Source organism: Pseudomonas algeriensis, assembly GCF_048847255.1.
In the GTDB taxonomy this organism is placed as follows: domain Bacteria; phylum Pseudomonadota; class Gammaproteobacteria; order Pseudomonadales; family Pseudomonadaceae; genus Aquipseudomonas.
The window spans coordinates 13,254-36,806 of record NZ_JBKKRK010000021.1 but is presented as its reverse complement, the minus strand read 5'-3'; the positions used below and the strand labels follow the sequence as shown (position 1 = coordinate 36,806).

The following is a 23,553-nucleotide window of genomic DNA, read 5'->3' as shown; positions in this document are numbered from 1 at the left end:
CCAGTGTTTACCCGTATACTCCTACGTTTTCGACGCCCGCCGAGCGAGGCCACTTTGGACAAGATCCTGATTCGTGGGGCCCGTACCCACAACCTGAAGAACATCGACCTGACCCTGCCCCGGGACAAGCTGATCGTCATCACCGGCCTGTCCGGATCCGGTAAATCATCCCTGGCCTTCGATACCTTGTACGCCGAAGGCCAGCGACGCTATGTCGAATCGCTGTCGGCGTATGCCCGGCAGTTCTTGTCGATGATGGAAAAACCCGACGTCGACACCATCGAAGGCCTGTCGCCGGCGATCTCCATCGAGCAGAAATCGACCTCCCACAACCCGAGGTCGACGGTAGGCACCATTACCGAGATCTACGACTACCTGCGCCTGCTGTATGCGCGTGTCGGCATGCCCCGCTGCCCCGATCACGACATCCCGCTGGAAGCCCAGACCGTCAGCCAGATGGTCGACCTGGTGCTGGCCCAACCCGAAGGCAGCAAGTTGATGCTCCTGGCGCCGGTCATACGCGAGCGTAAGGGCGAACACCTTATGGTGTTCGAAGAACTGCGCGCTCAAGGCTTCGTACGTGCCCGGGTCAACGGCAAGCTGTGCGAGCTGGACGAACTGCCGAAGCTGGATAAACAGAAGAAGCACTCGATCGACGTGGTAGTGGACCGTTTCAAGGTCCGGGGCGACCTGCAACAGCGCCTCGCCGAATCCTTCGAGACGGCCCTGAAACTGGCGGACGGCATAGCGTTGGTTGCGCCGATGGACGACGAACCCGGCGAAGAGATCATCTTTTCCGCGCGCTTTGCCTGCCCGATCTGCGGCCACGCCATCAGCGAGCTGGAGCCCAAGCTGTTCTCGTTCAACAACCCGGCCGGCGCTTGCCCGACCTGCGACGGTCTGGGGGTCAAGCAGTTCTTCGACACCAAGCGTTTGGTCAATGGCGAACTGACCCTGGCCGAGGGCGCGATTCGCGGCTGGGACAGGCGTAACGTCTACTACTTCCAGATGCTCGGGTCGCTGGCGGCTCACTATAAGTTCAGCCTGGACAAACCCTTCAACGAACTGCCCGCCGAACAGCAGAAGTTCATCCTGCAAGGCAGCGGCTCGCAAAACGTCGACTTCAAATACCTGAACGACCGTGGCGATATCGTCAAGCGCTCCCACCCGTTCGAAGGCATCGTGCCCAACCTGGAGCGGCGCTACCGCGAGACCGAGTCGGCCAGCGTGCGTGAGGAACTGGCCAAGTTCCTCAGCACCCAGCCCTGCCCGGACTGCCGCGGCACCCGTTTGCGCCGGGAGGCGCGGCACGTGTGGGTCGGCGAGAAAACCTTGCCGGCGGTGACCAGCCTGCCGATCGGCGATGCGACCGATTATTTCGGTGGGCTCAAGCTGACAGGCCGTCGGGGCGAAATCGCCGACAAGATCCTCAAGGAAATCCGCGAGCGCTTGCAGTTCCTCGTGAACGTAGGTCTGGACTACCTGACCCTCGACCGCAGCGCTGACACGCTGTCTGGTGGCGAGGCCCAGCGTATCCGCCTCGCCAGCCAGATCGGCGCCGGCCTGGTGGGCGTCATGTACATCCTCGACGAACCGTCCATTGGCCTGCATCAGCGGGACAACGACCGCTTGCTCGGAACGCTGAAACACCTGCGGGACATTGGCAACACAGTCATCGTGGTCGAGCACGATGAGGACGCTATCCGCCTGGCCGATTATGTAGTGGACATCGGTCCCGGCGCGGGCGTACACGGCGGCCACATTGTCGCCCAAGGGACGGCGGCCGAGGTCATGGCGCACCCTGACTCGTTGACCGGCAAGTACCTGTCTGGCCGAGTGAAGATCAAGGTGCCGGCCAAACGTACGCCGCGTAACAAGAAGTTGTCGCTGACCCTCAAGGGCGCCCGCGGCAACAACTTGCGCAATGTCGACCTGGAAATTCCCATTGGTCTGCTGACCTGCGTCACCGGCGTATCCGGCTCCGGCAAGTCGACGTTGATCAACAACACGCTGTTCCCGCTGAGCGCCACGGCCTTGAACGGTGCCACGACCCTGGAAGCCGCCGCCCACGACAGCATCAAGGGCCTCGAGCATCTCGATAAAGTCGTTGACATCGACCAGAGCCCGATTGGCCGGACGCCACGTTCCAACCCCGCGACATACACCGGATTGTTCACACCGATCCGTGAGCTGTTCGCCGGCGTACCGGAATCGCGCTCACGGGGCTACGGGCCAGGCCGGTTCTCGTTCAACGTCAAGGGCGGACGCTGCGAAGCCTGCCAGGGCGATGGCTTGATCAAGGTGGAAATGCACTTCCTGCCCGATATCTACGTGCCGTGCGACGTATGCAAGAGCAAGCGCTACAACCGGGAAACACTGGAGATCAAGTACAAGGGCAAGAACATCCACGAAACCCTGGAGATGACCATCGAAGAGGCCCGGGTCTTCTTCGACGCGGTGCCGGCATTGGCGCGCAAGCTCCAGACATTGATGGATGTAGGCCTTTCGTACATCAAGCTCGGGCAGTCGGCGACGACCTTGTCCGGTGGGGAGGCCCAACGGGTGAAGCTATCCCGCGAGCTGTCCAAGCGCGATACCGGCAAGACCCTGTATATCCTCGACGAGCCGACCACCGGTCTGCATTTCGCCGATATCCAGCAGTTGCTCGACGTGCTCCACCGCCTTCGCGATCACGGCAACACCGTGGTGGTTATCGAGCACAACCTGGACGTGATCAAGACCGCTGACTGGCTGGTGGACCTGGGGCCGGAGGGCGGATCCAAGGGCGGACAGATCATCGCGGTGGGTACGCCGGAACAAGTGGCGGAAATGAAGCAGTCCCACACTGGGCACTACCTCAAGCCATTGCTGGAGCGTGACCGGGATTGATTGGCCCGGACACGAAAAAGCCCCTGGCATCCCATCGATGCCAGGGGCTTTTCGTTTTCCAGAGAGAGCCTGCCTACGATCAATATTGCGATTGCAGGTAATTCTCCAACCCGATCAGCTTGATCAGGCCCAGCTGTTTCTCCAGCCAGTAAGTGTGATCTTCTTCGGTGTCGTTGAGCTGCACACGTAAGATCTCGCGCGTTACGTAGTCGTTGTGCTGCTCGCACAGCTCGATACCTTTACACAAAGCAGCGCGAACCTTGTACTCCAAACGCAAGTCGGCAGCGAGCATGTCAGGCACGGTAGTGCCGATGTCCAGGTCGTCCGGACGCATGCGTGGCGTGCCTTCAAGCATCAGGATCCGGCGCATCAGCGCATCGGCGTGCTGAGCCTCTTCTTCCATCTCATGGTTGATACGTTCGTAGAGCTCGGTAAAACCCCAATCCTCGTACATCCGCGAATGGATGAAATATTGATCACGGGCCGCCAGTTCGCCGGTCAGCAACGTGTTGAGGTAATCGATTACGTCTGGGTGACCTTGCATCGCCCTACATCTCCACAAGCTTTGAAAGGCTCTAGTTTGAACCAAGCTGACTGCAAGGTCACTCGCCCAGCGCAACAAAAGCGAAGAAAATCTAAGAAAAGAGCGCTAAATAACGCAAAAACCGCCCAAATGAGGGCGGTTCTGCTTCTCGTTTAGACTTAGTTAAGCTGTACGCCCAACGCCTTCGCGATACCCTCTCCGTAAGCAGGGTCTGCCTTGAAGAAATGCTGCAGTTGGCGATCAATCACGTCAGCCGACACGCCTGCCATTGCACCGGCGATATTGCTGATCAACAGCGCCTTCTGTTCCTCGTTCATCAAGCGGAACAGCGCACCTGCATGGCTGTAGTAGTCGGTGTCCTCGCGATGATCATAACGATCCGCTGCACCGCTGAGGGCCAGTGCCGGTTCCGCATAACGCGGGGCTTGCTTCGGCGCCTCCACGTAACTGTTGGGCTCATAGTTTGGCGCTGCGCCGCCGTTACTGCCAAAAGCCATGGAACCGTCGCGCTGGTAGGTATTGACCGGGCTGCGCGGAGCATTCACCGGCAGTTGCTGGTGGTTGGTACCTACGCGGTAGCGGTGAGCATCGGCGTAGGCGAATACACGGCCCTGCAACATGCGATCAGGCGAAAGACCCACGCCCGGCACCATGTTGCTCGGCCCGAACGCCGCTTGCTCCACTTCAGCAAAGTAGTTCAAGGGATTACGATTCAGCTCGAGTTCGCCGACTTCGATCAGCGGGAATTCCTTCTGCGACCAGGTCTTGGTCACGTCGAACGGATTCTCGTAATGGGCTGTAGCCTGGGCTTCGCTCATGATTTGGATGCAGACGCTCCATTTTGGAAAGTCACCGCGCTCAATCGCATTGAACAGGTCACGCTGGGCGTAATCCGGATCGGTGCCCGCCAGGCGCGCGGCTTCTGCCGGCGCGAGATTCTTGATGCCTTGCTTGGTCTTGTAGTGCCATTTAACCCAGTGACGTTCGCCTTGGCCATTGATCAGGCTGTAGGTGTGACTGCCGAAGCCGTGCATATGACGGTAGCCGTCAGGAATACCCCGATCGGAAAACAGAATGGTGACCTGGTGCAGCGCCTCTGGGGAATGCGACCAGAAATCCCACATCATCTGGGCACTCTTGAGGTTGCTTTGCGGCAAGCGTTTCTGGGTGTGGATGAAGTCTGGGAATTTCAGCGGGTCGCGGATGAAGAACACCGGGGTGTTGTTGCCAACGATGTCCCAGTTACCTTCTTCTGTGTAGAACTTAAGGGCGAAGCCTCGAGGATCGCGCTCGGTATCCGCAGAACCGCGCTCGCCGCCCACGGTAGAGAAGCGAAGGAACGTAGGCGTCTGCTTACCGACCGATTCGAACAGCTTGGCGCTGGTGTATTGGGTAATGTCACGCGTTACGGTAAACGTACCGTATGCGCCCGACCCTTTAGCGTGCACGCGACGCTCGGGAATATTTTCGCGGTTGAAATGAGCAAGCTTCTCGATCAGGTGGAAATCATCGAGCAGCAGCGGGCCACGAGGACCTGCGGAGCGAGAGTTCTGGTTATCGGCGACGGGGGCGCCGCTAGCGGTCGTAAGCGTTTTGATCTGGCTCATGCTCAATTCTTCCTAGGTCGGTCTTCGGACTGCCGGCTAATCGGCTGGTGAGGAGTATTGATCAACAAGATGAGCGCCACAAATTCATTAAATTGTGCGCTTCAATAGAAATTATCTAACAACAACCCCAACGCCATATAGTGGCGTTTGCGACCCAAGCAAGCTTGTATGAATAAGCTGTTTTCTTGCGAGCACAAAAAACCGGGCACTGGGCCCGGTTCTTCGTTGCAGACTGTCGTCTTACTCGGCGCTTACAGCTTCGCCAGCAGTAGCACGATCAACCAACTCGACGTACGCCATAGGCGCGTTGTCGCCAGCGCGGAAACCGCACTTGAGGATGCGCAGGTAGCCACCCTCACGGGTAGCGTAACGCTTGCCCAGGTCGTTGAAGAGCTTACCAACGATGGCTTTCGAACGAGTACGGTCGAAGGCCAGGCGGCGGTTAGCCAGGCTGTCTGTCTTGGCCAGAGTGATCAGCGGCTCGGCAACGCGGCGCAGTTCTTTGGCTTTCGGCAGTGTAGTTTTGATCAGCTCGTGCTCGAACAGCGACACCGCCATGTTCTGGAACATGGCCTTGCGGTGCGAGCTGGTGCGGCTCAGGTGACGACCACTTTTACGATGACGCATGGTTCATTCCTTACCAAACACAACGTTCGGTGATTACGACGATCAGGCAGTCGCCTTGTCGTCCTTCTTAAGACTTGCAGGCGGCCAGTTGTCGAGGCGCATGCCGAGGGACAGACCGCGGGAGGCCAGAACGTCCTTGATTTCAGTCAAGGATTTCTTGCCAAGGTTCGGAGTCTTCAACAGCTCTACTTCGGTACGCTGAATCAGGTCGCCGATGTAGTAGATGTTTTCCGCCTTAAGGCAGTTAGCCGAACGTACAGTCAGTTCCAGATCGTCAACCGGGCGAAGCAGGATCGGATCGATCTCGTCTTCCTGCTCGATAGCCTCAGGCACGATGTCACCCTTGAGGTCGACGAACGCAGCCAACTGCTGTTGCAGAATGGTTGCAGCGCGGCGGATTGCCTCTTCAGGATCCAGGGTACCGTTGGTTTCCAGATCAATAACCAGCTTGTCCAGGTTGGTACGCTGTTCGACACGGGCGTTTTCCACCACGTATGCGATACGGCGAACCGGGCTGAACGAAGAGTCAAGCTGCAAGCGACCAATGCTGCGGCTTTCGTCTTCATCGCTCTGACGCGAGTCTGCCGGTTCATAACCACGACCACGAGCTACGGTGAGCTTCATGTTCAGGGCGCCGTTAGACGCCAGGTTAGCGATTACGTGATCGGGGTTAACGATCTCGACATCATGATCCAGCTGAATATCGGCAGCGGTAACCACCCCCGAACCCTTCTTCGACAAGGTCAGCGTAACTTCGTCACGACCGTGCAGCTTGATAGCCAGACCTTTAAGGTTCAACAGGATTTCAATCACGTCTTCCTGTACACCTTCGATGGCGCTGTACTCATGGAGCACACCGTCAATCTCGGCCTCGACTACTGCACAGCCGGGCATTGAGGACAACAGGATGCGGCGCAGCGCGTTGCCCAGGGTGTGGCCGAAACCACGCTCGAGAGGCTCGAGTGTGATCTTGGCGCGGGTTGGACTGACAACCTGCACATCAATATGGCGAGGTGTCAGGAACTCATTTACCGAAATCTGCATGGATGCACCTATTTTCTAGCCCTTACTTGGAGTAGAGCTCGACAATCAGGCTTTCGTTGATGTCGGCGGACAGATCACTGCGAGCAGGAACGTTCTTGAAAACGCCCGACTTCTTCTCAGTGTCTACTTCTACCCATTCTACGCGGCCACGTTGGGCACACAGATCGAGAGCTTGGACAATGCGAAGTTGGTTCTTTGCTTTCTCGCGAACAGCAACCACGTCACCAGCACGAACCTGGTAGGACGGAACGTTCACGGTCTGGCCGTTAACGCTGATCGACTTGTGCGATACCAGCTGACGGGATTCGGCACGAGTAGAACCGAAACCCATACGGTATACAACGTTGTCCAGGCGGCATTCGAGCAGCTGCAACAGGTTTTCGCCGGTTGCGCCTTTCTTGCCAGCAGCTTCTTTGTAGTAGCCGCTGAATTGACGCTCGAGAACGCCGTAGATACGACGGACCTTCTGCTTTTCACGCAGTTGGGTGCCGTAGTCGGACTGGCGACCGCGGCGTTGGCCGTGGATACCAGGTGCTGCTTCGATGTTGCACTTCGATTCGATCGCGCGCACGCCGCTCTTCAGGAAGAGATCGGTGCCTTCGCGACGAGCGAGTTTGCATTTTGGACCAATGTAACGAGCCATTCTTTACAATCTCCTGGATTACACGCGGCGCTTCTTCGGCGGACGGCACCCGTTGTGCGGGATTGGCGTCACGTCGGTGATGCTGGCGATCTTGTAGCCACAGCCGTTCAAAGCGCGGACTGCGGATTCACGACCTGGACCTGGACCTTTGACGTTGACGTCGAGGTTTTTCAGGCCGTATTCCAGCGCAGCTTGACCAGCACGCTCAGCAGCTACTTGAGCAGCGAACGGGGTGGACTTGCGGGAACCGCGGAAACCCGAACCACCGGAGGTAGCCCAGGAAAGAGCGTTACCTTGACGGTCGGTAATGGTCACGATGGTGTTGTTAAAAGAAGCATGGATGTGGGCGATGCCATCAACCACTGTCTTTTTAACTTTTTTACGAGGACGAGCAGCAGGTTTTGCCATGATTAAATTCCTGTCGATTCGCTGGGGCGATTACTTGCGGATCGGCTTACGCGGACCTTTACGGGTACGCGCGTTGGTCTTGGTACGCTGACCGCGTACTGGCAGACCACGACGATGACGCAGACCGCGATAGCAACCGAGGTCCATCAAGCGCTTGATTTTCATGTTGATTTCGCGACGCAGGTCACCTTCAGTGGTGAACTTCGCCACTTCGCCACGCAGCTGTTCAATTTGCTCGTCGCTCAGATCCTTGATCTTTGCGGCTGGGTTGACCCCAGTCTCTGCACAAATTTTCTGTGCAGTAGTGCGACCAACACCATAGATGTAGGTCAGCGAGATAACAGTATGCTTGTTATCTGGAATGTTAACGCCTGCAATACGGGCCATTCAGTGGGACTCCAATTGACAGCTACCTACGCCCCGGAAGCCAAGAAATAGGGCGCGAGATAATATCGCTGTAATAACAAATAATCAACCCGGCAGCGCACTAGCTGCCGGGCTTAAAGCACAATCACACTCAGCCTTGGCGCTGTTTGTGACGCGGTTCCGCGCTGCAAATTACCCGAACAACACCTTCGCGGCGAATAATCTTGCAGTTGCGGCACAGCTTTTTCACCGATGCACGAACTTTCATCACCAACTCCTCGAACCTTATGGACGCTACTCAGCGCAACATGCCGCTGCCGTAGCCCTTCAGGTTGGCTTTCTTCATCAGGGATTCGTACTGGTGCGAAACGAGGTGCGATTGTACTTGGGACATGAAGTCCATCACAACCACGACCACGATCAGCAACGAGGTCCCGCCAAGGTAGAACGGAACGTTTGCCGCAACCACCAGGAACTGGGGAAGCAAGCAGACGGCCGTCATGTAAAGAGCACCGAACAAGGTCAAACGAGTCAGAACGCCATCAATGTAGCGCGCAGACTGCTCACCAGGACGGATACCCGGAATAAAGGCACCGGACTTCTTCAGGTTTTCCGCTACGTCTTTCGGATTGAACATCAACGCCGTATAGAAGAAGCAGAAGAAAATAATCCCTGCACTAAACAGCAGAATATTCAACGGCTGACCAGGAGCGATCGACTGCGAGATGTCCTGCAACCAGCCCATACCTTCAGACTGGCCGAACCAGGCACCCAACGAAGCCGGGAACAGCAAGATGCTGCTCGCGAAAATGGCCGGGATAACACCGGCCATGTTCACCTTCAACGGCAAGTGGCTGGTCTGCGCAGCAAAAACCTTACGGCCCTGCTGACGCTTGGCGTAGTGAACAGCAATACGACGCTGACCACGCTCGATGAACACCACGAAACCGATAATCGCTACTGCCAGCAAACCGATGGCAACCAGAGCAAAGATGTTGATATCGCCCTGACGCGCAGACTCGAAAGACTGCCCGATCGCTCTCGGAAGACCGGCGACGATACCTGCGAAGATCAACATCGAGATACCGTTGCCAACACCACGCTCAGTAATCTGCTCACCCAGCCACATCATGAACATCGCGCCCGCCACAAAAGTGGTTACCGCGACGAAATGGAAGCCAAAGTCACCAGTGAACGCTACGCCCTGCCCCGCCAGACCGATGGACATGCCAACGGCCTGGACGAGAGCGAGGACGACAGTGAGGTAGCGGGTGTACTGGCTGATCTTGCGACGGCCAGCTTCACCTTCCTTCTTCAACTGCTCCAACTGCGGACTGACAGCGGACATCAGCTGCATGATGATCGATGCCGAAATGTACGGCATGATCCCCAGTGCAAAGATGCTCATCCGCTCCAGCGCGCCGCCGGAAAACATGTTGAACAAGCTAAGAATGGTCCCCTCATTCTGTCGAAACAGGTCCGCGAGTCGGTCCGGGTTGATACCTGGAACCGGGATGTGTGCGCCTATTCGGTAGACGATAATCGCCAGGAACAGAAAACGCAGACGAGCCCAGAGTTCAGACATACCGCCTTTGCCGAGCGCAGAGAGAGCACCTTGCTTAGCCATTTATTCCTCGAACTTGCCGCCAGCTGCTTCGATAGCCGCACGCGCACCTTTGGTGGCGCCGATTCCCTTTCCGATGGTGACAGCACGAGCAACTTCGCCCGACAGCATGATTTTCACACGCTGTACGTTCTGGTTGATCACGTTGGCATCCTTCAGGGACTGCACGGTGACGATGTCGCCGTCCACTTTGGCCAGCTCGGACAGACGCACTTCAGCGCGGTCCATGGCTTTCAGGGAAACGAAACCGAACTTCGGCAGGCGACGATGCAGCGGCTGTTGACCGCCTTCAAAGCCTGGAGCGATGGTGCCACCGGAGCGGGAGGTCTGACCTTTGTGGCCACGGCCACCGGTCTTGCCCAAACCACTACCGATACCACGGCCCGGACGATGCTTTTCGCGACGGGAACCCGGCGCTGGACTCAGATCATTGAGTTTCATCGATTAACCCTCGACACGCAGCATGTAGTAAGCCTTGTTGATCATCCCGCGATTCTCGGGAGTATCCTGGACTTCTACAGTGTGACCGATGCGACGCAGACCCAGACCCTTAACGCACAGTTTGTGGTTAGGGATGCGGCCGGTCATGCTTTTGATCAGCGTAACTTTTACGGTAGCCATGATCAGAAGATCTCCTTGACGCTTTTGCCACGCTTGGCGGCAATGGATTCAGGAGACTGCATTGCTTTCAAACCCTTGAAAGTGGCGTGAACCACGTTTACTGGGTTAGTCGAGCCGTAGCACTTGGCCAGAACGTTCTGAACGCCAGCAACTTCGAGGACAGCACGCATAGCGCCACCAGCGATGATACCGGTACCTTCAGAAGCAGGCTGCATGTACACCTTCGAAGCGCCATGGGCAGACTTCATTGCGTACTGCAGGGTGGTGCCGTTCAGATCAACCTGGATCATGTTGCGGCGAGCAGCTTCCATTGCCTTCTGGATCGCAGCAGGCACTTCACGCGACTTGCCACGGCCGAAGCCAACACGGCCCTTACCATCACCTACCACGGTCAACGCGGTGAAAGTGAAGATACGGCCGCCTTTAACGGTTTTGGCTACGCGGTTAACTTGAACCAGCTTCTCAATGTAGCCTTCGTCGCGCTTTTGGTCGTTATTTGACATAACTTAGAACTCCAGCCCAGCTTCACGAGCAGCATCAGCCAGCGCCTTGACGCGGCCGTGGTACTTGAAGCCAGAGCGGTCGAAAGCCACCTGCGAGACGCCAGCGGCTTTAGCACGCGTAGCGACCAGCTGGCCAACCTTAGTGGCCGCGTCGATGTTGCCAGTGGCGCCATCACGCAGTTCTTTATCCAAAGTCGAGGCACTTGCCAGGACTTTGTTGCCGTCGGCCGAAATGACCTGGGCGTAGATGTGCTGCGACGAGCGGAACACGCAGAGACGCACGACTTCGAGTTCGTGCATTTTCAGGCGTGCTTTGCGAGCGCGACGCAGTCGAGTAACTTTTTTGTCGGTCATTTGCTATGCCCTACTTCTTCTTGGCTTCTTTACGACGGACGACTTCGTCCGCGTAGCGCACACCTTTGCCTTTGTACGGCTCTGGTGGACGGAAGTCGCGGATCTCGGCGGCCACTTGACCTACCAGCTGCTTGTCGATGCCCTTGATCAGGATATCGGTCTGGCTAGGAGTCTCAGCGGTGATGCCTTCCGGCAGTTCATAATCCACTGGGTGCGAGAAGCCAAGAGCCAGGTTCAGCACTGTGCCTTTTGCTTGCGCTTTGTAACCAACACCGACCAGCTGGAGCTTGCGCTCGAAGCCTTGGCTTACGCCTTGGACCATGTTGTTAACCAACGCACGAGTGGTACCAGCCATTGCGCGAGTCTGTTGATCGCCATTGCGAGCAGCGAAACGCAGCTCACCAGCTTCTTCAACGATCTCAACGGACGAATGGATGTTCAGTTGCAGAGTGCCCTTGGCACCCTTCACCGAAAGCTGTTGGCCTGCGAATTTGACTTCGACACCGGCTGGCAGCTTAACGGGGTTCTTAGCGACGCGTGACATGCTTATCCCCCCTTAGAACACAGTGCAAAGAACTTCGCCGCCGACACCGGCAGCGCGCGCAGCACGATCCGTCATCACACCTTTGTTGGTGGAGACGATAGACACGCCCAGGCCGCCACGAACTTTCGGCAGATCCTCAACGGACTTGTACTGACGCAGGCCAGGACGGCTAACGCGCTTCACTTCCTCGATGACCGGACGGCCTTCGAAGTACTTCAGCTCGATGGACAGCAGAGGCTTGATTTCGCTGCTGATCTGATAACCCGCAATGTAACCTTCGTCCTTCAGGACTTTGGCAACAGCTACCTTCAACGTGGAAGATGGCATGCTTACGACGGACTTTTCAGCCATCTGGGCATTACGGATACGAGTTAGCATGTCCGCTAACGGGTCCTGCATACTCATGGGCTAGACGCTCCTAATACACAAAAAATTAGCCTTTCGGCTAGTACGTGTCGCCGAGCGCATCCGCGCAATAAAAACACGGGCTCAGGCGAGCCGGGTATTCTAGACACACCCCAGAAATGAATCAAGCCCCAAAAGGGGCTTGATTCAAGTTCAAGGTCACCGGCGGTCAGGATCTCGCGACCCCGAACACCAGGACATTGACAGTGCTTACCAGCTGGCTTTGACCAGACCTGGAACGTCACCACGCATAGCGGCTTGACGCAGCATGTTACGGCCGAGGCCGAACTTGCGGTACACGCCGTGCGGACGACCAGTCAGGCGGCAGCGGTTACGCATGCGCGAGGCGCTGGCGTCACGTGGCTGCTTCTGCAGTGCTACGGTAGCTTCCCAACGCGCTTCTGGACTTGCGTTCAGATCAACGATGATAGCTTTCAGCGCTGCACGCTTGGTGGCGTACTTGGCAACGGTGAGCTGACGCTTCAGCTCACGGTTCTTCATGCTCTTCTTGGCCATTGTCCTACTCCAATCAGTTGCGGAACGGGAATTTGAAAGCACGCAGCAGCGCGCGACCTTCTTCATCCGTCCGAGCAGTGGTGGTCAGGGTAATGTCCAGACCGCGGAGAGCGTCGATCTTGTCGTAATCGATTTCCGGGAAAATGATCTGCTCTTTCACGCCCATGCTGTAGTTGCCACGACCATCGAAGGACTTGGCATTCAGGCCGCGGAAGTCGCGAACCCGAGGCAGGGAGATCGACAGCAGACGATCCAGGAACTCGTACATACGCTCACGGCGCAGGGTCACTTTGACGCCGATCGGCCAACCTTCACGGACTTTAAAGCCAGCGATGGATTTCCGAGCGTAAGTCACAACGACTTTCTGACCGGTGATCTTTTCCAGGTCGGCAACGGCATGCTCGATGACTTTTTTGTCGCCGATCGCTTCGCCCAGACCCATGTTCAGGGTGATTTTGGTAACGCGCGGAACTTCCATCACGTTCGAAAGCTTAAGTTCTTCCTTAAGTTTCGGTGCGATTTCCTTCCGGTAAATCTCTTTTAGTCGTGCCATGGTCTTCTACCTAGCAGTGTTCAAGCATCAACCGCTTTTTGGGTCGACTTGAAGACACGAATTTTCTTACCGTCTTCTACTTTGAAACCAACGCGGTCAGCCTTGTTGGTTTCGCCGTTGAAGATGGCGACGTTGGAAGCGTGCAGTGGCGCTTCTTTCTCGACGATACCGCCTTGTACGCCCGACATCGGGTTAGGCTTGGTATGACGCTTGACCAGGTTCAGACCACCAACAACCAGACGGTTGTCAGCAAGAACCTTCAGCACCTTACCGCGCTTACCCTTGTCTTTGCCGGCGATCACGATGATCTCGTCGTCACGACGAATCTTTTGCATGTCGGATCTCCTTACAGCACTTCTGGGGCGAGCGAGACGATCTTCATGAACTTCTCAGTACGAAGTTCACGGGTCACTGGCCCAAAGATACGGGTGCCGATTGGCTCTTGCTTGTTGTTCAACAGAACAGCAGCGTTGCCATCAAAGCGGATGATGGAGCCGTCAGCACGACGAACACCGTGGCGAGTGCGGACTACGATAGCAGTCATCACTTGGCCTTTTTTCACCTTACCGCGAGGAATTGCTTCCTTGACGGTAACTTTGATGATGTCACCGATACCAGCGTAACGACGATGGGAGCCACCCAGCACCTTGATGCACATAACACGGCGAGCGCCGCTGTTATCGGCCACATCGAGCATGGATTGAGTCTGAATCATATAATTTCTCCGACCCCTAGCCCTTAGACTTCCACAGCGCGTTCGAGAACATCAACCAGTGCCCAAGACTTGGTCTTGGCCATCGGACGAGTCTCACGAATAGTGACCTTGTCGCCGATGTGGCACTGATTGGTTTCGTCGTGCGCGTGCAGCTTAGTCGAACGCTTAACGTATTTACCGTAGATCGGGTGCTTAACGCGACGCTCGATCAGAACGGTGATGGTTTTGTCCATCTTGTCGCTGACAACACGGCCAGTCAGCGTACGGACAGTTTTTTCGGCTTCAGCCATGATTACTTACCTGCCTGCTGGTTGAGCACAGTTTTCACGCGAGCGATGTCACGCTTAACTTGCGAGAGCAGATGAGACTGCCCCAACTGGCCAGTTGCTTTCTGCATACGCAGATTGAACTGGTCGCGCAGCAGGCCGAGCAGTTGCTCGTTCAGCTGCTGTGCTGATTTTTCACGAAGTTCATTCGCTTTCATCACATCACCGTCCGTTTAACAAAGGAGGTGGCGAGCGGCAGCTTTGCAGCAGCCAGGGCGAAAGCCTCACGCGCCAGCTCTTCAGAAACACCCTCGATTTCGTACAGGACTTTGCCTGGCTGAATCTGGGCAACCCAGTACTCCACGTTACCCTTACCTTTACCCATCCGAACTTCGAGTGGCTTCTTGGTGACAGGCTTGTCCGGGAATACACGGATCCAGATCTTGCCGCCACGTTTTACGTGACGGGTCAGAGCACGACGCGCTGACTCGATCTGACGAGCGGTGAGACGACCACGAGCAACAGACTTCAGCGCGAACTCGCCGAAGCTGACTTTGCTACCGCGCAATGCCAGGCCACGGTTGTGACCGGTCATCTGCTTGCGGAACTTCGTACGCTTTGGTTGCAACATTTGGCGTACCCCTTACTTAGCAGCTTTTTTACGAGGCGCTGGTGCTTGTGGCTTCAGTTCTTCTTGGCGACCACCAATTACTTCGCCTTTGAAGATCCAAACCTTTACACCGATCACACCGTAGGTGGTGTGAGCTTCGTAGTTGGCATAGTCGATGTCGGCACGCAGGGTGTGCAGTGGCACACGACCTTCGCGATACCATTCAGTACGTGCGATTTCAGCACCGCCGAGACGACCGCTCACTTGGATTTTGATGCCTTTGGCACCAATGCGCATTGCGTTCTGTACAGCGCGCTTCATAGCGCGACGGAACATTACACGGCGCTCCAGCTGCTGAGCTACGCTCTGCGCAACCAGCATACCGTCGAGTTCCGGCTTGCGGATCTCTTCGATATTGATGTGCACAGGCACACCCATTTGCTTGGTCAGGTCCTGACGCAGTTTCTCAACATCTTCACCTTTCTTCCCGATAACGATACCTGGGCGAGCGGTGTGGATGGTGATACGTGCAGTCTGAGCCGGACGATGGATATCGATACGGCTGACGGACGCGCTTTTTAGTTTGTCTTGGAGATACTCACGCACCTTCAGATCAGCGAACAAGTAGTCCGCATAAGTCCGACCGTCTGCGTACCAGACGGAGGTGTGCTCCTTGACGATTCCCAGGCGAATGCCAATGGGATGTACTTTCTGACCCATCTCTTCGACTCCGTTACTTGTCAGCAACCTTGACAGTGATATGGCAAGACCGCTTGACGATGCGATCAGCACGGCCTTTGGCACGTGGCATGATGCGCTTCAGCGAACGCCCTTCGTTGACGAAAACGGTGCTGACCTTCAGGTCATCAACGTCTGCGCCTTCGTTATGCTCGGCGTTGGCTACGGCCGACTCCAGCACTTTTTTCATGATCTCGGCGGCTTTCTTACTGCTGAAAGCCAACAGGTTGAGCGCTTCGCCCACCTTCTTCCCGCGGATCTGGTCGGCGACCAAGCGGGCTTTCTGGGCGGAGATTCGAGCGCCCGACAACTTAGCGGCTACTTCCATTTCCTTACCCCTTAACGCTTGGCTTTCTTGTCAGCCACGTGCCCACGGTATGTGCGGGTACCGGCGAACTCGCCCAGTTTGTGGCCGACCATGTCTTCGTTCACGAGAACTGGGACGTGCTGGCGACCGTTGTGTACAGCGATGGTCAGACCGACCATTTGTGGCAGGATCATCGAACGGCGCGACCAGGTCTTAACTGGTTTGCGATCGTTCTTTTCCGCCGCCACTTCGATCTTCTTCAGTAGGTGAAGATCAATAAAAGGACCTTTTTTCAGAGAACGTGGCACTGTCGTATCCCTCTATTTACTTGCGACGACGGACGATCATTTTGTCGGTACGCTTATTACCACGAGTCTTCGCGCCCTTAGTCGGGAAGCCCCATGGCGATACCGGATGACGACCACCAGAGGTACGACCTTCACCACCACCATGTGGGTGGTCAACCGGGTTCATGGCAACACCACGAACGGTTGGGCGAACGCCACGCCAGCGCTTGGCACCAGCTTTACCCAACGAACGCAGGCTGTGCTCGGAGTTCGAGACTTCGCCCAAGGTCGCACGGCATTCAGCCAGTACTTTACGCATCTCACCAGAACGCAGACGCAGGGTCACGTAGACACCTTCACGAGCGATCAGCTGAGCCGAAGCACCAGCGGAACGAGCGATTTGCGCGCCTTTACCTGGCTTCAATTCGATGCCGTGTACGGTGCTACCAACTGGAATGTTACGCAGTTGCAGAGCGTTGCCCGGCTTGATCGGCGCCAAGGCACCTGCGATCAGCTGGTCGCCAGCGCTCACGCCTTTAGGGGCGATGATGTAGCGACGCTCGCCATCTGCGTACAGCAGCAGAGCGATGTGAGCAGTACGGTTTGGATCGTATTCGATACGCTCGACGGTGGCAGCGATGCCATCCTTGTCGTTGCGACGGAAGTCGACCAGACGATAATGCTGCTTATGACCACCACCAACGTGACGAGTGGTAATACGGCCATTGTTGTTACGACCACCAGACTTCGATTTTTTCTCGAGCAGCGGTGCGTGAGGAGCGCCTTTATGCAGCTCCTGGTTGACCACCTTGACCACAAAACGGCGGCCAGGGGAAGTCGGTTTGCATTTAACGATTGCCATGATGCACCCCTTCCTTACTCAGCACTGCTGCTGAAATCGAGATCTTGGCCTGGCTGAAGGGAGATAACTGCCTTCTTCCAGTCATTACGCTTGCCCAGACCGCGAGCAGTGCGCTTGCTCTTACCCAGAACATTCAGGGTAGTAACGCGCTCTACTTTGACGCTGAACAGGCTTTCGACGGCCTTCTTGATTTCCAGCTTGGTTGCATCGGTTGCAACCTTGAAAACGAACTGGCCTTTCTTGTCTGCCAGAACCGTAGCCTTCTCGGAAACGTGCGGGCCAAGCAGAACTTTAAATACGCGTTCCTGGTTCATCCCAGCAGCTCCTCGAATTTCTTCACGGCCGACACGGTGATCAACACCTTGTCGTATGCGATCAGACTGACCGGATCGGAACCCTGCACGTCACGAACGTCGACGTGTGGCAGGTTGCGAGCAGCCAGGTACAGGTTCTGATCAACAGCGTCAGACACGATCAGGACGTCAGTCAGACCCATGCCATTCAGCTTGTTCAGCAGATCTTTGGTTTTCGGTGCTTCAACAGCGAAGTCCTGAACCACGACCAGACGATCAGTACGCACCAGCTCAGCAAGGATGGAACGCATTGCTGCGCGATACATCTTCTTGTTCAGCTTCTGGGAGTGATCCTGAGGACGAGCTGCGAAAGTGGTACCGCCGCCACGCCAGATTGGGCTACGGATTGTACCGGCACGAGCACGGCCAGTACCTTTCTGACGCCATGGGCGCTTACCGCCACCAGAAACGTCGGAACGGGTCTTTTGCTGCTTGCTACCTTGACGGCCGCCGGCCATGTAGGCCACGACTGCTTGGTGAACCAGCGTCTCGTTGAATTCGCCGCCAAATGTCAGTTCGGAAACTTCGATCGCTTGAGCGTCATTTACATTTAATTGCATGTCAGCTTCCCCTTAACCGCGAGCCTTGGCTGCTGGACGTACAACCAAGTTGCCGCCAGTAGCGCCAGGAACAGCGCCCTTGACCAACAACAGATTGCGTTCAGCGTCCACGCGCACTACTTCGAGGGACTGCACGGTCACGCGCTCAGCGCCCATATGACCGGACATTTTTTTGCCCTTGAATACACGACCAGGAGTCTGGCACTGGCCGATAGAGCCTGGAACGCGGTGGGATACGGAGTTACCGTGGGTGTTATCTTGCCCGCGGAAGTTCCAACGCTTGATCGTACCCTGGAAGCCTTTACCTTTGGACTGACCGGTTACATCAACCAGTTGACCAGCAGCGAAGATTTCAGCGTTGATCAGATCGCCGGCCTGGTACTCGCCTTCTTCAAGGCGGAATTCCATTACGGTACGACCAGCGGCTACGTTCGCCTTGGCGAAGTGGCCAGCTTGAGCAGCTGTTACACGCGAAGCGCGACGCTCGCCGACAGTGACTTGCACTGCACGATAGCCATCGGTCTCTTCAGTTTTGAACTGGGTGACGCGATTCGGCTCGATCTCAATGACCGTGACCGGAATGGAGACACCTTCTTCGGTGAAAATACGGGTCATACCGCATTTACGACCGACTACACCAATAGTCATGTTGTAAACCTCATGAGTGTACGGGGCTTTCACCCGCTATGGCCGCCCATTTCAGAGCGTTACACGACTAAGACCGAGTCTTAGCCGAGGCTGATCTGCACTTCCACACCGGCCGCAAGATCAAGCTTCATAAGAGCATCAACGGTTTTATCCGTTGGCTGGACGATGTCCAGAACGCGCTTATGAGTACGGATCTCGTACTGGTCACGCGCGTCTTTGTTGACGTGCGGGGAGACCAGAACGGTGAACCGCTCTTTACGGGTAGGCAGTGGAATTGGACCACGCACTTGAGCACCAGTACGTTTCGCGGTTTCCACGATTTCCTGGGTGGATTGGTCGATCAGGCGATGGTCAAAAGCCTTCAACCTGATACGGATTTGCTGATTTTGCATTGGATTTCAGACTCCGGCTGCTATTCCCACCGGGCGCAATACGCCCGTTAAAAGGAGGCGCAATTCTATAGACGCCCCTGATAGGTGTCAACCTAATAAAAAAGCCCCCGCTAAGCGGGGGCTTTCCTGTTCATCGAGTCGACTCTGAAAGAGTCTTATTCGATGACTTTGGCTACGACGCCGGCGCCGACGGTACGACCGCCTTCACGGATAGCGAAACGCAGGCCGTCTTCCATCGCGATGGTCTTGATCAGAGTGACAGTCATCTGAATGTTGTCACCCGGCATTACCATTTCAACGCCTTCTGGCAGCTCGCAGTTACCAGTCACGTCAGTTGTACGGAAGTAGAACTGTGGACGGTAGCCTTTGAAGAACGGAGTGTGACGACCGCCTTCTTCCTTGCTCAGAACGTAGACTTCTGCGGTGAACTTGGTGTGCGGCTTGACGGTGCCTGGCTTGACCAGAACCTGGCCACGCTCAACGTCGTCACGCTTGGTGCCGCGCAGCAGTACGCCGCAGTTCTCGCCAGCACGACCTTCGTCGAGCAGCTTGCGGAACATTTCAACGCCGGTGCAGGTCGTTTTCTGAGTGTCGCGCAGACCGACGATCTCAACTTCTTCCTGGATACGGACGATGCCACGCTCAACACGACCAGTCACAACAGTACCGCGACCGGAGATCGAGAATACGTCTTCGATTGGCATCAGGAACGGCTTGTCGATAGCACGCTCTGGCTCTGGGATGTAGCTGTCCAGAGTTTCCACCAGCTTCTTGACAGCAGTGGTGCCCATTTCGTTGTCGTCTTGGCCGTTCAGAGCCATCAGAGCCGAACCGATGATGATTGGAGTGTCATCACCTGGGAAGTCGTAAGTGCTCAGCAGGTCGCGCACTTCCATCTCAACCAGTTCCAGCAGCTCAGCGTCGTCAACCATGTCAGCCTTGTTCAGGAAGACAACGATGTACGGAACGCCTACCTGACGGGACAGCAGGATATGCTCACGGGTTTGTGGCATCGGACCATCAGCGGCCGAGCAAACCAGGATCGCGCCGTCCATCTGGGCAGCACCGGTGATCATGTTTTTTACGTAGTCGGCGTGACCTGGGCAGTCAACGTGTGCGTAGTGACGCACGGACGAATCGTATTCAACGTGAGCGGTGTTGATGGTGATACCGCGAGCTTTCTCTTCCGGGGCGCTGTCGATCTTGTCGAAGTCAACCTTGGCCGAACCGAAAACTTCGGAGCAGACACGGGTCAGAGCAGCGGTCAGGGTAGTTTTACCGTGGTCAACGTGGCCGATGGTGCCAACGTTGACGTGCGGTTTGTTCCGTTCAAATTTTTCTTTAGCCACGACAATTAACTCCTAGCTTAAAGGGGCTGGATCAGCCTTGCTTTTTGGTAACAGTCTCGACGATATGCGACGGAGCTGTATTGTATTTTTTGAATTCCATAGAGTAGCTTGCGCGACCCTGAGACATGGAGCGAACGTCGGTTGCGTAACCGAACATCTCACCCAACGGAACCTCGGCGCGGATAACCTTGCCGGAAACCGTATCTTCCATACCCAGAATCATGCCACGACGACGGTTAAGGTCGCCCATGACATCACCCATGTAGTCTTCAGGCGTAACGACTTCTACCGCCATGATAGGTTCAAGCAACTCACCACCGCCCTTCTGGGCCAGTTGCTTGGTAGCCATGGAAGCAGCCACCTTAAACGCCATCTCGTTGGAGTCGACGTCGTGGTAAGAACCGTCGAACACAGTCGCCTTCAGGCCGATCAGCGGATAGCCGGCAACAACGCCGTTCTTCATCTGCTCTTCGATACCTTTCTGGATCGCCGGGATGTATTCCTTAGGAACCACACCACCAACGACTTCGTTCAGGAATTGCAGACCTTCCTGACCTTCGTCAGCAGGAGCAAAACGGATCCAGCAGTGACCGAACTGGCCACGACCGCCGGACTGGCGAACGAACTTGCCTTCGATTTCACAGCTCTTCGTGATGCGCTCACGATAGGAAACCTGAGGCTTACCGATGTTGGCTTCGACGTTGAACTCACGGCGCATCCGGTCAACCAGGATGTCCAGGTGCAGCTCGCCCATGCCGGAGATGATCGTCTGACCAGTCTCTTCATCAGTCTTGACGCGGAAAGACGGGTCTTCCTGAGCAAGCTTGCCCAGAGCGATACCCATTTTTTCCTGGTCATCCTTGGTCTTAGGCTCAACGGCAACCGAAATAACCGGCTCCGGGAAGTCCATGCGAACCAGGATGATTGGCTTGTCAGCGTTGCACAAGGTCTCGCCAGTGGTGACGTCCTTCATGCCGATCAAGGCCGCGATGTCGCCAGCGCGCACTTCCTTGATTTCTTCACGGGCGTTTGCGTGCATCTGCACCATACGACCCACGCGCTCTTTCTTGCCTTTCACCGAGTTGATCACGCCGTCGCCGGATGCCAACACGCCCGAGTAAACTCGAACAAAGGTCAAGGTACCCACGAATGGGTCGGTAGCGATCTTGAATGCCAAGGCCGCGAACGGCTCGTCATCACTTGCGTGACGCTCCATTTCCTCTTCCTCGTTATCAGGGTTGGAACCCTTGATAGCAGGAATGTCGGTTGGAGCAGGCAGGAAGTCGATCACGGCGTCGAGAACCAGGGGAACACCCTTGTTCTTGAAGGAAGAACCGCAAACAGCCAGAACGATCTCACCAGCGATAGTACGCTGACGCAGAGCGGCCTTGATTTCGTCGTTGGTGAGCTCTTCACCTTCGAGGTACTTGTTCATCAGCTCTTCGCTGGCTTCGGCTGCTGCCTCAACCATGTTGCTGCGCCATTGCTCGGCTTCTTCCAACAGCTCGGCAGGAATGTCCTTGCGAACAGGGACCATACCCTTGTCGGAGTCATTCCAGTACACGGCCTGCATGTTGATCAGGTCGATCTGGCCCTGGAAGTTGTCTTCCGAACCGATAGCGAGCTGGATAGGCACCGGAGTGTGACCCAGACGCTGCTTGATCTGACCGATCACGCGCAGGAAGTTGGCGCCAGCACGGTCCATCTTGTTTACATAAACAAGACGTGGAACGCCGTATTTGTTGGCCTGACGCCATACGGTTTCCGACTGAGGCTCAACACCCGAAGTGCCACAGAACACAACGACCGCGCCGTCGAGTACACGCAGGGAACGCTCAACTTCAATGGTGAAGTCTACGTGGCCCGGGGTATCGATAACGTTGAAACGATGCTCGTGCGGGTACTGCTTCTCAGAACCTTTCCAGAAGGCGGTGATAGCAGCAGAAGTAATGGTAATACCACGCTCCTGCTCCTGAACCATCCAGTCTGTGGTCGCGGCGCCGTCATGCACCTCGCCCATTTTGTGACTTTTGCCGGTGTAAAAAAGGACGCGCTCGGTGGTGGTGGTTTTACCAGCATCCACGTGAGCAACGATACCGATGTTACGGTAGCGGTTAATCGGTGTAGTACGAGCCATAAAGCCCTCGCAAATTGAGTGACGCTAAAATTAGAAGCGGTAGTGCGAGAAAGCCTTGTTGGCTTCAGCCATACGGTGCACGTCTTCACGCTTCTTAACTGCAGCACCTTTACCTTCAGCAGCGTCCAACAGTTCACCAGCCAAACGCAGGGCCATGGACTTCTCGCCGCGCTTGCGGGCGAAGTCTACCAGCCAGCGCATTGCCAGGGCGTTACGACGGGAAGGACGAACTTCGACCGGAACCTGGTAAGTAGCACCGCCTACACGGCGCGACTTCACTTCGACCAGCGGAGCGATGGCGTCGAGAGCTTTCTCGAAGATTTCCAGGGGATCGCTGTTCTTGCGTTCCTTAACTTTGTCCAGTGCGCCATAAACGATACGCTCGGCAACGGCTTTCTTGCCGCTTTCCATAACGTGGTTCATGAACTTGGCGAGAATCTGGCTTCCGTATTTCGGATCGTCCAGAATCTCACGTTTGGCTGCTACGCGACGTCTTGGCATGATAAGCCCTCAAGCGGTCTTCAGGTTAGCCCGGGACAGCAGATGCGTGCCCGACCTTACTCTTATCGACTCAATAAAAATGAAAAACTGCAAAACGGCCGATTACTTCGGACGCTTGGTACCGTACTTCGAACGACCCTGGTTACGACCTTTAACGCCGGAAGTATCCAAAGAACCGCGAACGGTGTGGTAACGAACACCTGGCAAGTCTTTTACACGACCGCCGCGGATCAGTACCACGCTGTGCTCTTGCAGGTTGTGGCCTTCACCACCGATGTACGAGGAAACCTCGAAACCGTTGGTCAGACGCACACGGCATACTTTACGCAGTGCCGAGTTAGGTTTTTTCGGCGTGGTGGTATACACACGGGTGCATACGCCACGACGTTGCGGGCAGTTCTGCAGCGCAGGCACGTCGGATTTCTCGACGATACGCTTACGCGGCTGACGTACCAGCTGGTTGATAGTTGCCATCTACTAGCTCCACTGTTGTCTTGCGACGCTATTGTCTTGCAAGAAAAGCAAAATGGCAGGAACGAATTCCCGCCAAATTTAGGGGATCAAGAGTCTAAAGAGGATC

At 56.0% G+C, this 23,553-nt stretch carries 35 protein-coding genes; 1 reads left to right on the top strand and 34 read right to left on the bottom strand.

The annotated features are described in order from the left end of the window. The first annotated feature begins 54 nt into the window (after window positions 1-54). Window positions 55-2,889, top strand: coding sequence for an excinuclease ABC subunit UvrA (uvrA, locus tag ACLK1G_RS23370; RefSeq protein WP_420767530.1), 2,835 nt, complete (start codon window positions 55-57; stop codon window positions 2,887-2,889). 79 nt (window positions 2,890-2,968) lie between these two features. Here the strand turns inward: uvrA and bfr are convergent, their stop codons facing one another. The 34 genes from bfr to rpsL all read right to left on the bottom strand — a co-directional run bounded on the left by bfr (window position 2,969) and on the right by rpsL (window position 23,447). Beyond that, window positions 2,969-3,433 carry a bacterioferritin gene (gene bfr / locus ACLK1G_RS23365; protein WP_420767529.1) on the bottom strand — a complete coding sequence of 155 codons (465 nt, stop codon included), beginning with the start codon at window positions 3,431-3,433 and terminating at the stop codon, window positions 2,969-2,971. Window positions 3,434-3,591: 158 nt separating this feature from the next. Continuing rightward, window positions 3,592-5,040 carry a catalase gene (locus ACLK1G_RS23360; RefSeq protein WP_420767528.1) on the bottom strand — a complete coding sequence of 483 codons (1,449 nt, stop codon included), beginning with the start codon at window positions 5,038-5,040 and terminating at the stop codon, window positions 3,592-3,594. Window positions 5,041-5,280: 240 nt separating this feature from the next. After that, entirely contained in the window at window positions 5,281-5,667 is a 387-nt protein-coding gene (gene rplQ, locus ACLK1G_RS23355; RefSeq protein WP_003176402.1) for a 50S ribosomal protein L17, read from the bottom strand. 42 nt (window positions 5,668-5,709) lie between these two features. Next, window positions 5,710-6,711 (bottom strand): DNA-directed RNA polymerase subunit alpha, encoded by a 1,002-nt coding sequence (locus ACLK1G_RS23350; RefSeq protein ID WP_420767527.1) that lies wholly within the window; start codon window positions 6,709-6,711, stop codon window positions 5,710-5,712. Between the two features lie 22 nt (window positions 6,712-6,733). Further along, window positions 6,734-7,354, bottom strand: a complete 621-nt coding sequence (gene rpsD / locus ACLK1G_RS23345) for a 30S ribosomal protein S4 (RefSeq protein ID WP_003176404.1) — start codon at window positions 7,352-7,354, stop codon at window positions 6,734-6,736. Between the two features lie 18 nt (window positions 7,355-7,372). After that, window positions 7,373-7,762 (bottom strand): 30S ribosomal protein S11, encoded by a 390-nt coding sequence (gene rpsK / locus ACLK1G_RS23340; protein WP_002555466.1) that lies wholly within the window; start codon window positions 7,760-7,762, stop codon window positions 7,373-7,375. A 30-nt stretch (window positions 7,763-7,792) separates the two neighbouring features. Beyond that, complete coding sequence (gene rpsM, locus ACLK1G_RS23335) at window positions 7,793-8,149, bottom strand: 30S ribosomal protein S13 (RefSeq protein ID WP_009045849.1); 357 nt, start codon at window positions 8,147-8,149, stop codon at window positions 7,793-7,795. Window positions 8,150-8,279: 130 nt separating this feature from the next. Then, window positions 8,280-8,396 (bottom strand): 50S ribosomal protein L36, encoded by a 117-nt coding sequence (rpmJ, locus tag ACLK1G_RS23330; protein ID WP_002555468.1) that lies wholly within the window; start codon window positions 8,394-8,396, stop codon window positions 8,280-8,282. Window positions 8,397-8,426: 30 nt separating this feature from the next. Beyond that, window positions 8,427-9,755, bottom strand: coding sequence for a preprotein translocase subunit SecY (gene secY / locus ACLK1G_RS23325; protein ID WP_018612224.1), 1,329 nt, complete (start codon window positions 9,753-9,755; stop codon window positions 8,427-8,429). After that, entirely contained in the window at window positions 9,756-10,193 is a 438-nt protein-coding gene (rplO, locus tag ACLK1G_RS23320) for a 50S ribosomal protein L15 (protein ID WP_003186032.1), read from the bottom strand. A gap of 3 nt (window positions 10,194-10,196) precedes the next feature. After that, window positions 10,197-10,373, bottom strand: coding sequence for a 50S ribosomal protein L30 (gene rpmD, locus ACLK1G_RS23315; RefSeq protein ID WP_003176408.1), 177 nt, complete (start codon window positions 10,371-10,373; stop codon window positions 10,197-10,199). A gap of 2 nt (window positions 10,374-10,375) precedes the next feature. Continuing rightward, window positions 10,376-10,876: a 30S ribosomal protein S5 gene (gene rpsE, locus ACLK1G_RS23310; RefSeq protein WP_003186035.1), complete on the bottom strand. Its 501-nt coding sequence runs from the start codon at window positions 10,874-10,876 to the stop codon at window positions 10,376-10,378. Window positions 10,877-10,879: 3 nt separating this feature from the next. Continuing rightward, the gene (gene rplR, locus ACLK1G_RS23305) at window positions 10,880-11,230 is read right to left on the bottom strand and encodes a 50S ribosomal protein L18 (RefSeq protein ID WP_003186037.1); all 351 of its coding nucleotides are present in this window, start codon (window positions 11,228-11,230) and stop codon (window positions 10,880-10,882) included. Between the two features lie 10 nt (window positions 11,231-11,240). Continuing rightward, window positions 11,241-11,774 (bottom strand): 50S ribosomal protein L6, encoded by a 534-nt coding sequence (gene rplF, locus ACLK1G_RS23300; protein WP_003186039.1) that lies wholly within the window; start codon window positions 11,772-11,774, stop codon window positions 11,241-11,243. A 12-nt stretch (window positions 11,775-11,786) separates the two neighbouring features. After that, on the bottom strand, window positions 11,787-12,179 hold the full coding sequence (rpsH, locus tag ACLK1G_RS23295; RefSeq protein ID WP_017848802.1) for a 30S ribosomal protein S8: 393 nt from the start codon (window positions 12,177-12,179) through the stop codon (window positions 11,787-11,789). Between the two features lie 210 nt (window positions 12,180-12,389). After that, on the bottom strand, window positions 12,390-12,695 hold the full coding sequence (rpsN, locus tag ACLK1G_RS23290) for a 30S ribosomal protein S14 (RefSeq protein ID WP_003186042.1): 306 nt from the start codon (window positions 12,693-12,695) through the stop codon (window positions 12,390-12,392). Window positions 12,696-12,708: 13 nt separating this feature from the next. Beyond that, window positions 12,709-13,248, bottom strand: a complete 540-nt coding sequence (gene rplE, locus ACLK1G_RS23285) for a 50S ribosomal protein L5 (protein WP_030140492.1) — start codon at window positions 13,246-13,248, stop codon at window positions 12,709-12,711. 20 nt (window positions 13,249-13,268) lie between these two features. Next, a complete protein-coding gene (gene rplX, locus ACLK1G_RS23280; RefSeq protein WP_003186046.1) occupies window positions 13,269-13,583 on the bottom strand; it encodes a 50S ribosomal protein L24 in 315 nt (104 codons plus the stop codon). A gap of 11 nt (window positions 13,584-13,594) precedes the next feature. Next, window positions 13,595-13,963, bottom strand: coding sequence for a 50S ribosomal protein L14 (gene rplN / locus ACLK1G_RS23275; protein ID WP_420767526.1), 369 nt, complete (start codon window positions 13,961-13,963; stop codon window positions 13,595-13,597). 23 nt (window positions 13,964-13,986) lie between these two features. After that, window positions 13,987-14,253, bottom strand: coding sequence for a 30S ribosomal protein S17 (gene rpsQ / locus ACLK1G_RS23270; protein WP_003194644.1), 267 nt, complete (start codon window positions 14,251-14,253; stop codon window positions 13,987-13,989). A gap of 2 nt (window positions 14,254-14,255) precedes the next feature. Then, the gene (gene rpmC, locus ACLK1G_RS23265; protein ID WP_002555481.1) at window positions 14,256-14,447 is read right to left on the bottom strand and encodes a 50S ribosomal protein L29; all 192 of its coding nucleotides are present in this window, start codon (window positions 14,445-14,447) and stop codon (window positions 14,256-14,258) included. Further along, the gene (gene rplP, locus ACLK1G_RS23260; protein ID WP_003186052.1) at window positions 14,447-14,860 is read right to left on the bottom strand and encodes a 50S ribosomal protein L16; all 414 of its coding nucleotides are present in this window, start codon (window positions 14,858-14,860) and stop codon (window positions 14,447-14,449) included. Before rplP ends, rpmC begins: the two co-directional genes overlap by 1 nt. Before the next feature lie 12 nt (window positions 14,861-14,872). Continuing rightward, window positions 14,873-15,559, bottom strand: coding sequence for a 30S ribosomal protein S3 (gene rpsC / locus ACLK1G_RS23255; RefSeq protein WP_003176422.1), 687 nt, complete (start codon window positions 15,557-15,559; stop codon window positions 14,873-14,875). Window positions 15,560-15,572: 13 nt separating this feature from the next. Further along, on the bottom strand, window positions 15,573-15,905 hold the full coding sequence (gene rplV, locus ACLK1G_RS23250) for a 50S ribosomal protein L22 (protein ID WP_003103908.1): 333 nt from the start codon (window positions 15,903-15,905) through the stop codon (window positions 15,573-15,575). An 11-nt stretch (window positions 15,906-15,916) separates the two neighbouring features. Beyond that, on the bottom strand, window positions 15,917-16,192 hold the full coding sequence (rpsS, locus tag ACLK1G_RS23245; protein WP_002555486.1) for a 30S ribosomal protein S19: 276 nt from the start codon (window positions 16,190-16,192) through the stop codon (window positions 15,917-15,919). A 16-nt stretch (window positions 16,193-16,208) separates the two neighbouring features. After that, window positions 16,209-17,033, bottom strand: coding sequence for a 50S ribosomal protein L2 (gene rplB, locus ACLK1G_RS23240; protein ID WP_007924198.1), 825 nt, complete (start codon window positions 17,031-17,033; stop codon window positions 16,209-16,211). Window positions 17,034-17,047: 14 nt separating this feature from the next. Then, window positions 17,048-17,347 carry a 50S ribosomal protein L23 gene (rplW, locus tag ACLK1G_RS23235; RefSeq protein ID WP_002555488.1) on the bottom strand — a complete coding sequence of 100 codons (300 nt, stop codon included), beginning with the start codon at window positions 17,345-17,347 and terminating at the stop codon, window positions 17,048-17,050. After that, complete coding sequence (gene rplD, locus ACLK1G_RS23230; RefSeq protein ID WP_003186057.1) at window positions 17,344-17,946, bottom strand: 50S ribosomal protein L4; 603 nt, start codon at window positions 17,944-17,946, stop codon at window positions 17,344-17,346. Before rplD ends, rplW begins: the two co-directional genes overlap by 4 nt. A 12-nt stretch (window positions 17,947-17,958) precedes the next feature. Continuing rightward, window positions 17,959-18,594, bottom strand: coding sequence for a 50S ribosomal protein L3 (rplC, locus tag ACLK1G_RS23225; RefSeq protein WP_003186059.1), 636 nt, complete (start codon window positions 18,592-18,594; stop codon window positions 17,959-17,961). A gap of 80 nt (window positions 18,595-18,674) precedes the next feature. Further along, a complete protein-coding gene (gene rpsJ / locus ACLK1G_RS23220; RefSeq protein WP_003186070.1) occupies window positions 18,675-18,986 on the bottom strand; it encodes a 30S ribosomal protein S10 in 312 nt (103 codons plus the stop codon). A 155-nt stretch (window positions 18,987-19,141) separates the two neighbouring features. Beyond that, entirely contained in the window at window positions 19,142-20,335 is a 1,194-nt protein-coding gene (gene tuf, locus ACLK1G_RS23215) for an elongation factor Tu (RefSeq protein ID WP_339481469.1), read from the bottom strand. A 31-nt stretch (window positions 20,336-20,366) separates the two neighbouring features. After that, window positions 20,367-22,472: an elongation factor G gene (fusA, locus tag ACLK1G_RS23210; protein WP_264426328.1), complete on the bottom strand. Its 2,106-nt coding sequence runs from the start codon at window positions 22,470-22,472 to the stop codon at window positions 20,367-20,369. A gap of 30 nt (window positions 22,473-22,502) precedes the next feature. Continuing rightward, the gene (rpsG, locus tag ACLK1G_RS23205) at window positions 22,503-22,973 is read right to left on the bottom strand and encodes a 30S ribosomal protein S7 (protein ID WP_003186074.1); all 471 of its coding nucleotides are present in this window, start codon (window positions 22,971-22,973) and stop codon (window positions 22,503-22,505) included. A gap of 102 nt (window positions 22,974-23,075) precedes the next feature. Further along, entirely contained in the window at window positions 23,076-23,447 is a 372-nt protein-coding gene (rpsL, locus tag ACLK1G_RS23200) for a 30S ribosomal protein S12 (protein ID WP_003186084.1), read from the bottom strand. Window positions 23,448-23,553 lie beyond the last annotated feature (106 nt).

Bases quoted from the DNA above. Each gene is read 5' to 3' on its own strand.
- bfr (WP_420767529.1), bottom strand. From the start codon at position 3,433: ATGCAAGGTCACCCAGACGTAATCGATTACCTCAACACGTTGCTGACC.
- ACLK1G_RS23360 (WP_420767528.1), bottom strand. From the start codon at position 5,040: ATGAGCCAGATCAAAACGCTTACGACCGCTAGCGGCGCCCCCGTCGCC.
- rplQ (WP_003176402.1), bottom strand. From the start codon at position 5,667: ATGCGTCATCGTAAAAGTGGTCGTCACCTGAGCCGCACCAGCTCGCAC.
- ACLK1G_RS23350 (WP_420767527.1), bottom strand. From the start codon at position 6,711: ATGCAGATTTCGGTAAATGAGTTCCTGACACCTCGCCATATTGATGTG.
- rpsD (WP_003176404.1), bottom strand. From the start codon at position 7,354: ATGGCTCGTTACATTGGTCCAAAATGCAAACTCGCTCGTCGCGAAGGC.
- rpsK (WP_002555466.1), bottom strand. From the start codon at position 7,762: ATGGCAAAACCTGCTGCTCGTCCTCGTAAAAAAGTTAAAAAGACAGTG.
- rpsM (WP_009045849.1), bottom strand. From the start codon at position 8,149: ATGGCCCGTATTGCAGGCGTTAACATTCCAGATAACAAGCATACTGTT.
- rpmJ (WP_002555468.1), bottom strand. From the start codon at position 8,396: ATGAAAGTTCGTGCATCGGTGAAAAAGCTGTGCCGCAACTGCAAGATT.
- secY (WP_018612224.1), bottom strand. From the start codon at position 9,755: ATGGCTAAGCAAGGTGCTCTCTCTGCGCTCGGCAAAGGCGGTATGTCT.
- rplO (WP_003186032.1), bottom strand. From the start codon at position 10,193: ATGAAACTCAATGATCTGAGTCCAGCGCCGGGTTCCCGTCGCGAAAAG.
- rpmD (WP_003176408.1), bottom strand. From the start codon at position 10,373: ATGGCTACCGTAAAAGTTACGCTGATCAAAAGCATGACCGGCCGCATC.
- rpsE (WP_003186035.1), bottom strand. From the start codon at position 10,876: ATGTCAAATAACGACCAAAAGCGCGACGAAGGCTACATTGAGAAGCTG.
- rplR (WP_003186037.1), bottom strand. From the start codon at position 11,230: ATGACCGACAAAAAAGTTACTCGACTGCGTCGCGCTCGCAAAGCACGC.
- rplF (WP_003186039.1), bottom strand. From the start codon at position 11,774: ATGTCACGCGTCGCTAAGAACCCCGTTAAGCTGCCAGCCGGTGTCGAA.
- rpsH (WP_017848802.1), bottom strand. From the start codon at position 12,179: ATGAGTATGCAGGACCCGTTAGCGGACATGCTAACTCGTATCCGTAAT.
- rpsN (WP_003186042.1), bottom strand. From the start codon at position 12,695: ATGGCCAAGAAGAGCATGAAGAACCGTGAGCTGAAGCGTCAGCTCACC.
- rplE (WP_030140492.1), bottom strand. From the start codon at position 13,248: ATGGCACGACTAAAAGAGATTTACCGGAAGGAAATCGCACCGAAACTT.
- rplX (WP_003186046.1), bottom strand. From the start codon at position 13,583: ATGCAAAAGATTCGTCGTGACGACGAGATCATCGTGATCGCCGGCAAA.
- rplN (WP_420767526.1), bottom strand. From the start codon at position 13,963: ATGATTCAGACTCAATCCATGCTCGATGTGGCCGATAACAGCGGCGCT.
- rpsQ (WP_003194644.1), bottom strand. From the start codon at position 14,253: ATGGCTGAAGCCGAAAAAACTGTCCGTACGCTGACTGGCCGTGTTGTC.
- rpmC (WP_002555481.1), bottom strand. From the start codon at position 14,447: ATGAAAGCGAATGAACTTCGTGAAAAATCAGCACAGCAGCTGAACGAG.
- rplP (WP_003186052.1), bottom strand. From the start codon at position 14,860: ATGTTGCAACCAAAGCGTACGAAGTTCCGCAAGCAGATGACCGGTCAC.
- rpsC (WP_003176422.1), bottom strand. From the start codon at position 15,559: ATGGGTCAGAAAGTACATCCCATTGGCATTCGCCTGGGAATCGTCAAG.
- rplV (WP_003103908.1), bottom strand. From the start codon at position 15,905: ATGGAAGTAGCCGCTAAGTTGTCGGGCGCTCGAATCTCCGCCCAGAAA.
- rplB (WP_007924198.1), bottom strand. From the start codon at position 17,033: ATGGCAATCGTTAAATGCAAACCGACTTCCCCTGGCCGCCGTTTTGTG.
- rplW (WP_002555488.1), bottom strand. From the start codon at position 17,347: ATGAACCAGGAACGCGTATTTAAAGTTCTGCTTGGCCCGCACGTTTCC.
- rplD (WP_003186057.1), bottom strand. From the start codon at position 17,946: ATGCAATTAAATGTAAATGACGCTCAAGCGATCGAAGTTTCCGAACTG.
- rplC (WP_003186059.1), bottom strand. From the start codon at position 18,594: ATGACTATTGGTGTAGTCGGTCGTAAATGCGGTATGACCCGTATTTTC.
- rpsJ (WP_003186070.1), bottom strand. From the start codon at position 18,986: ATGCAAAATCAGCAAATCCGTATCAGGTTGAAGGCTTTTGACCATCGC.
- fusA (WP_264426328.1), bottom strand. From the start codon at position 22,472: ATGGCTCGTACTACACCGATTAACCGCTACCGTAACATCGGTATCGTT.
- rpsG (WP_003186074.1), bottom strand. From the start codon at position 22,973: ATGCCAAGACGTCGCGTAGCAGCCAAACGTGAGATTCTGGACGATCCG.
- rpsL (WP_003186084.1), bottom strand. From the start codon at position 23,447: ATGGCAACTATCAACCAGCTGGTACGTCAGCCGCGTAAGCGTATCGTC.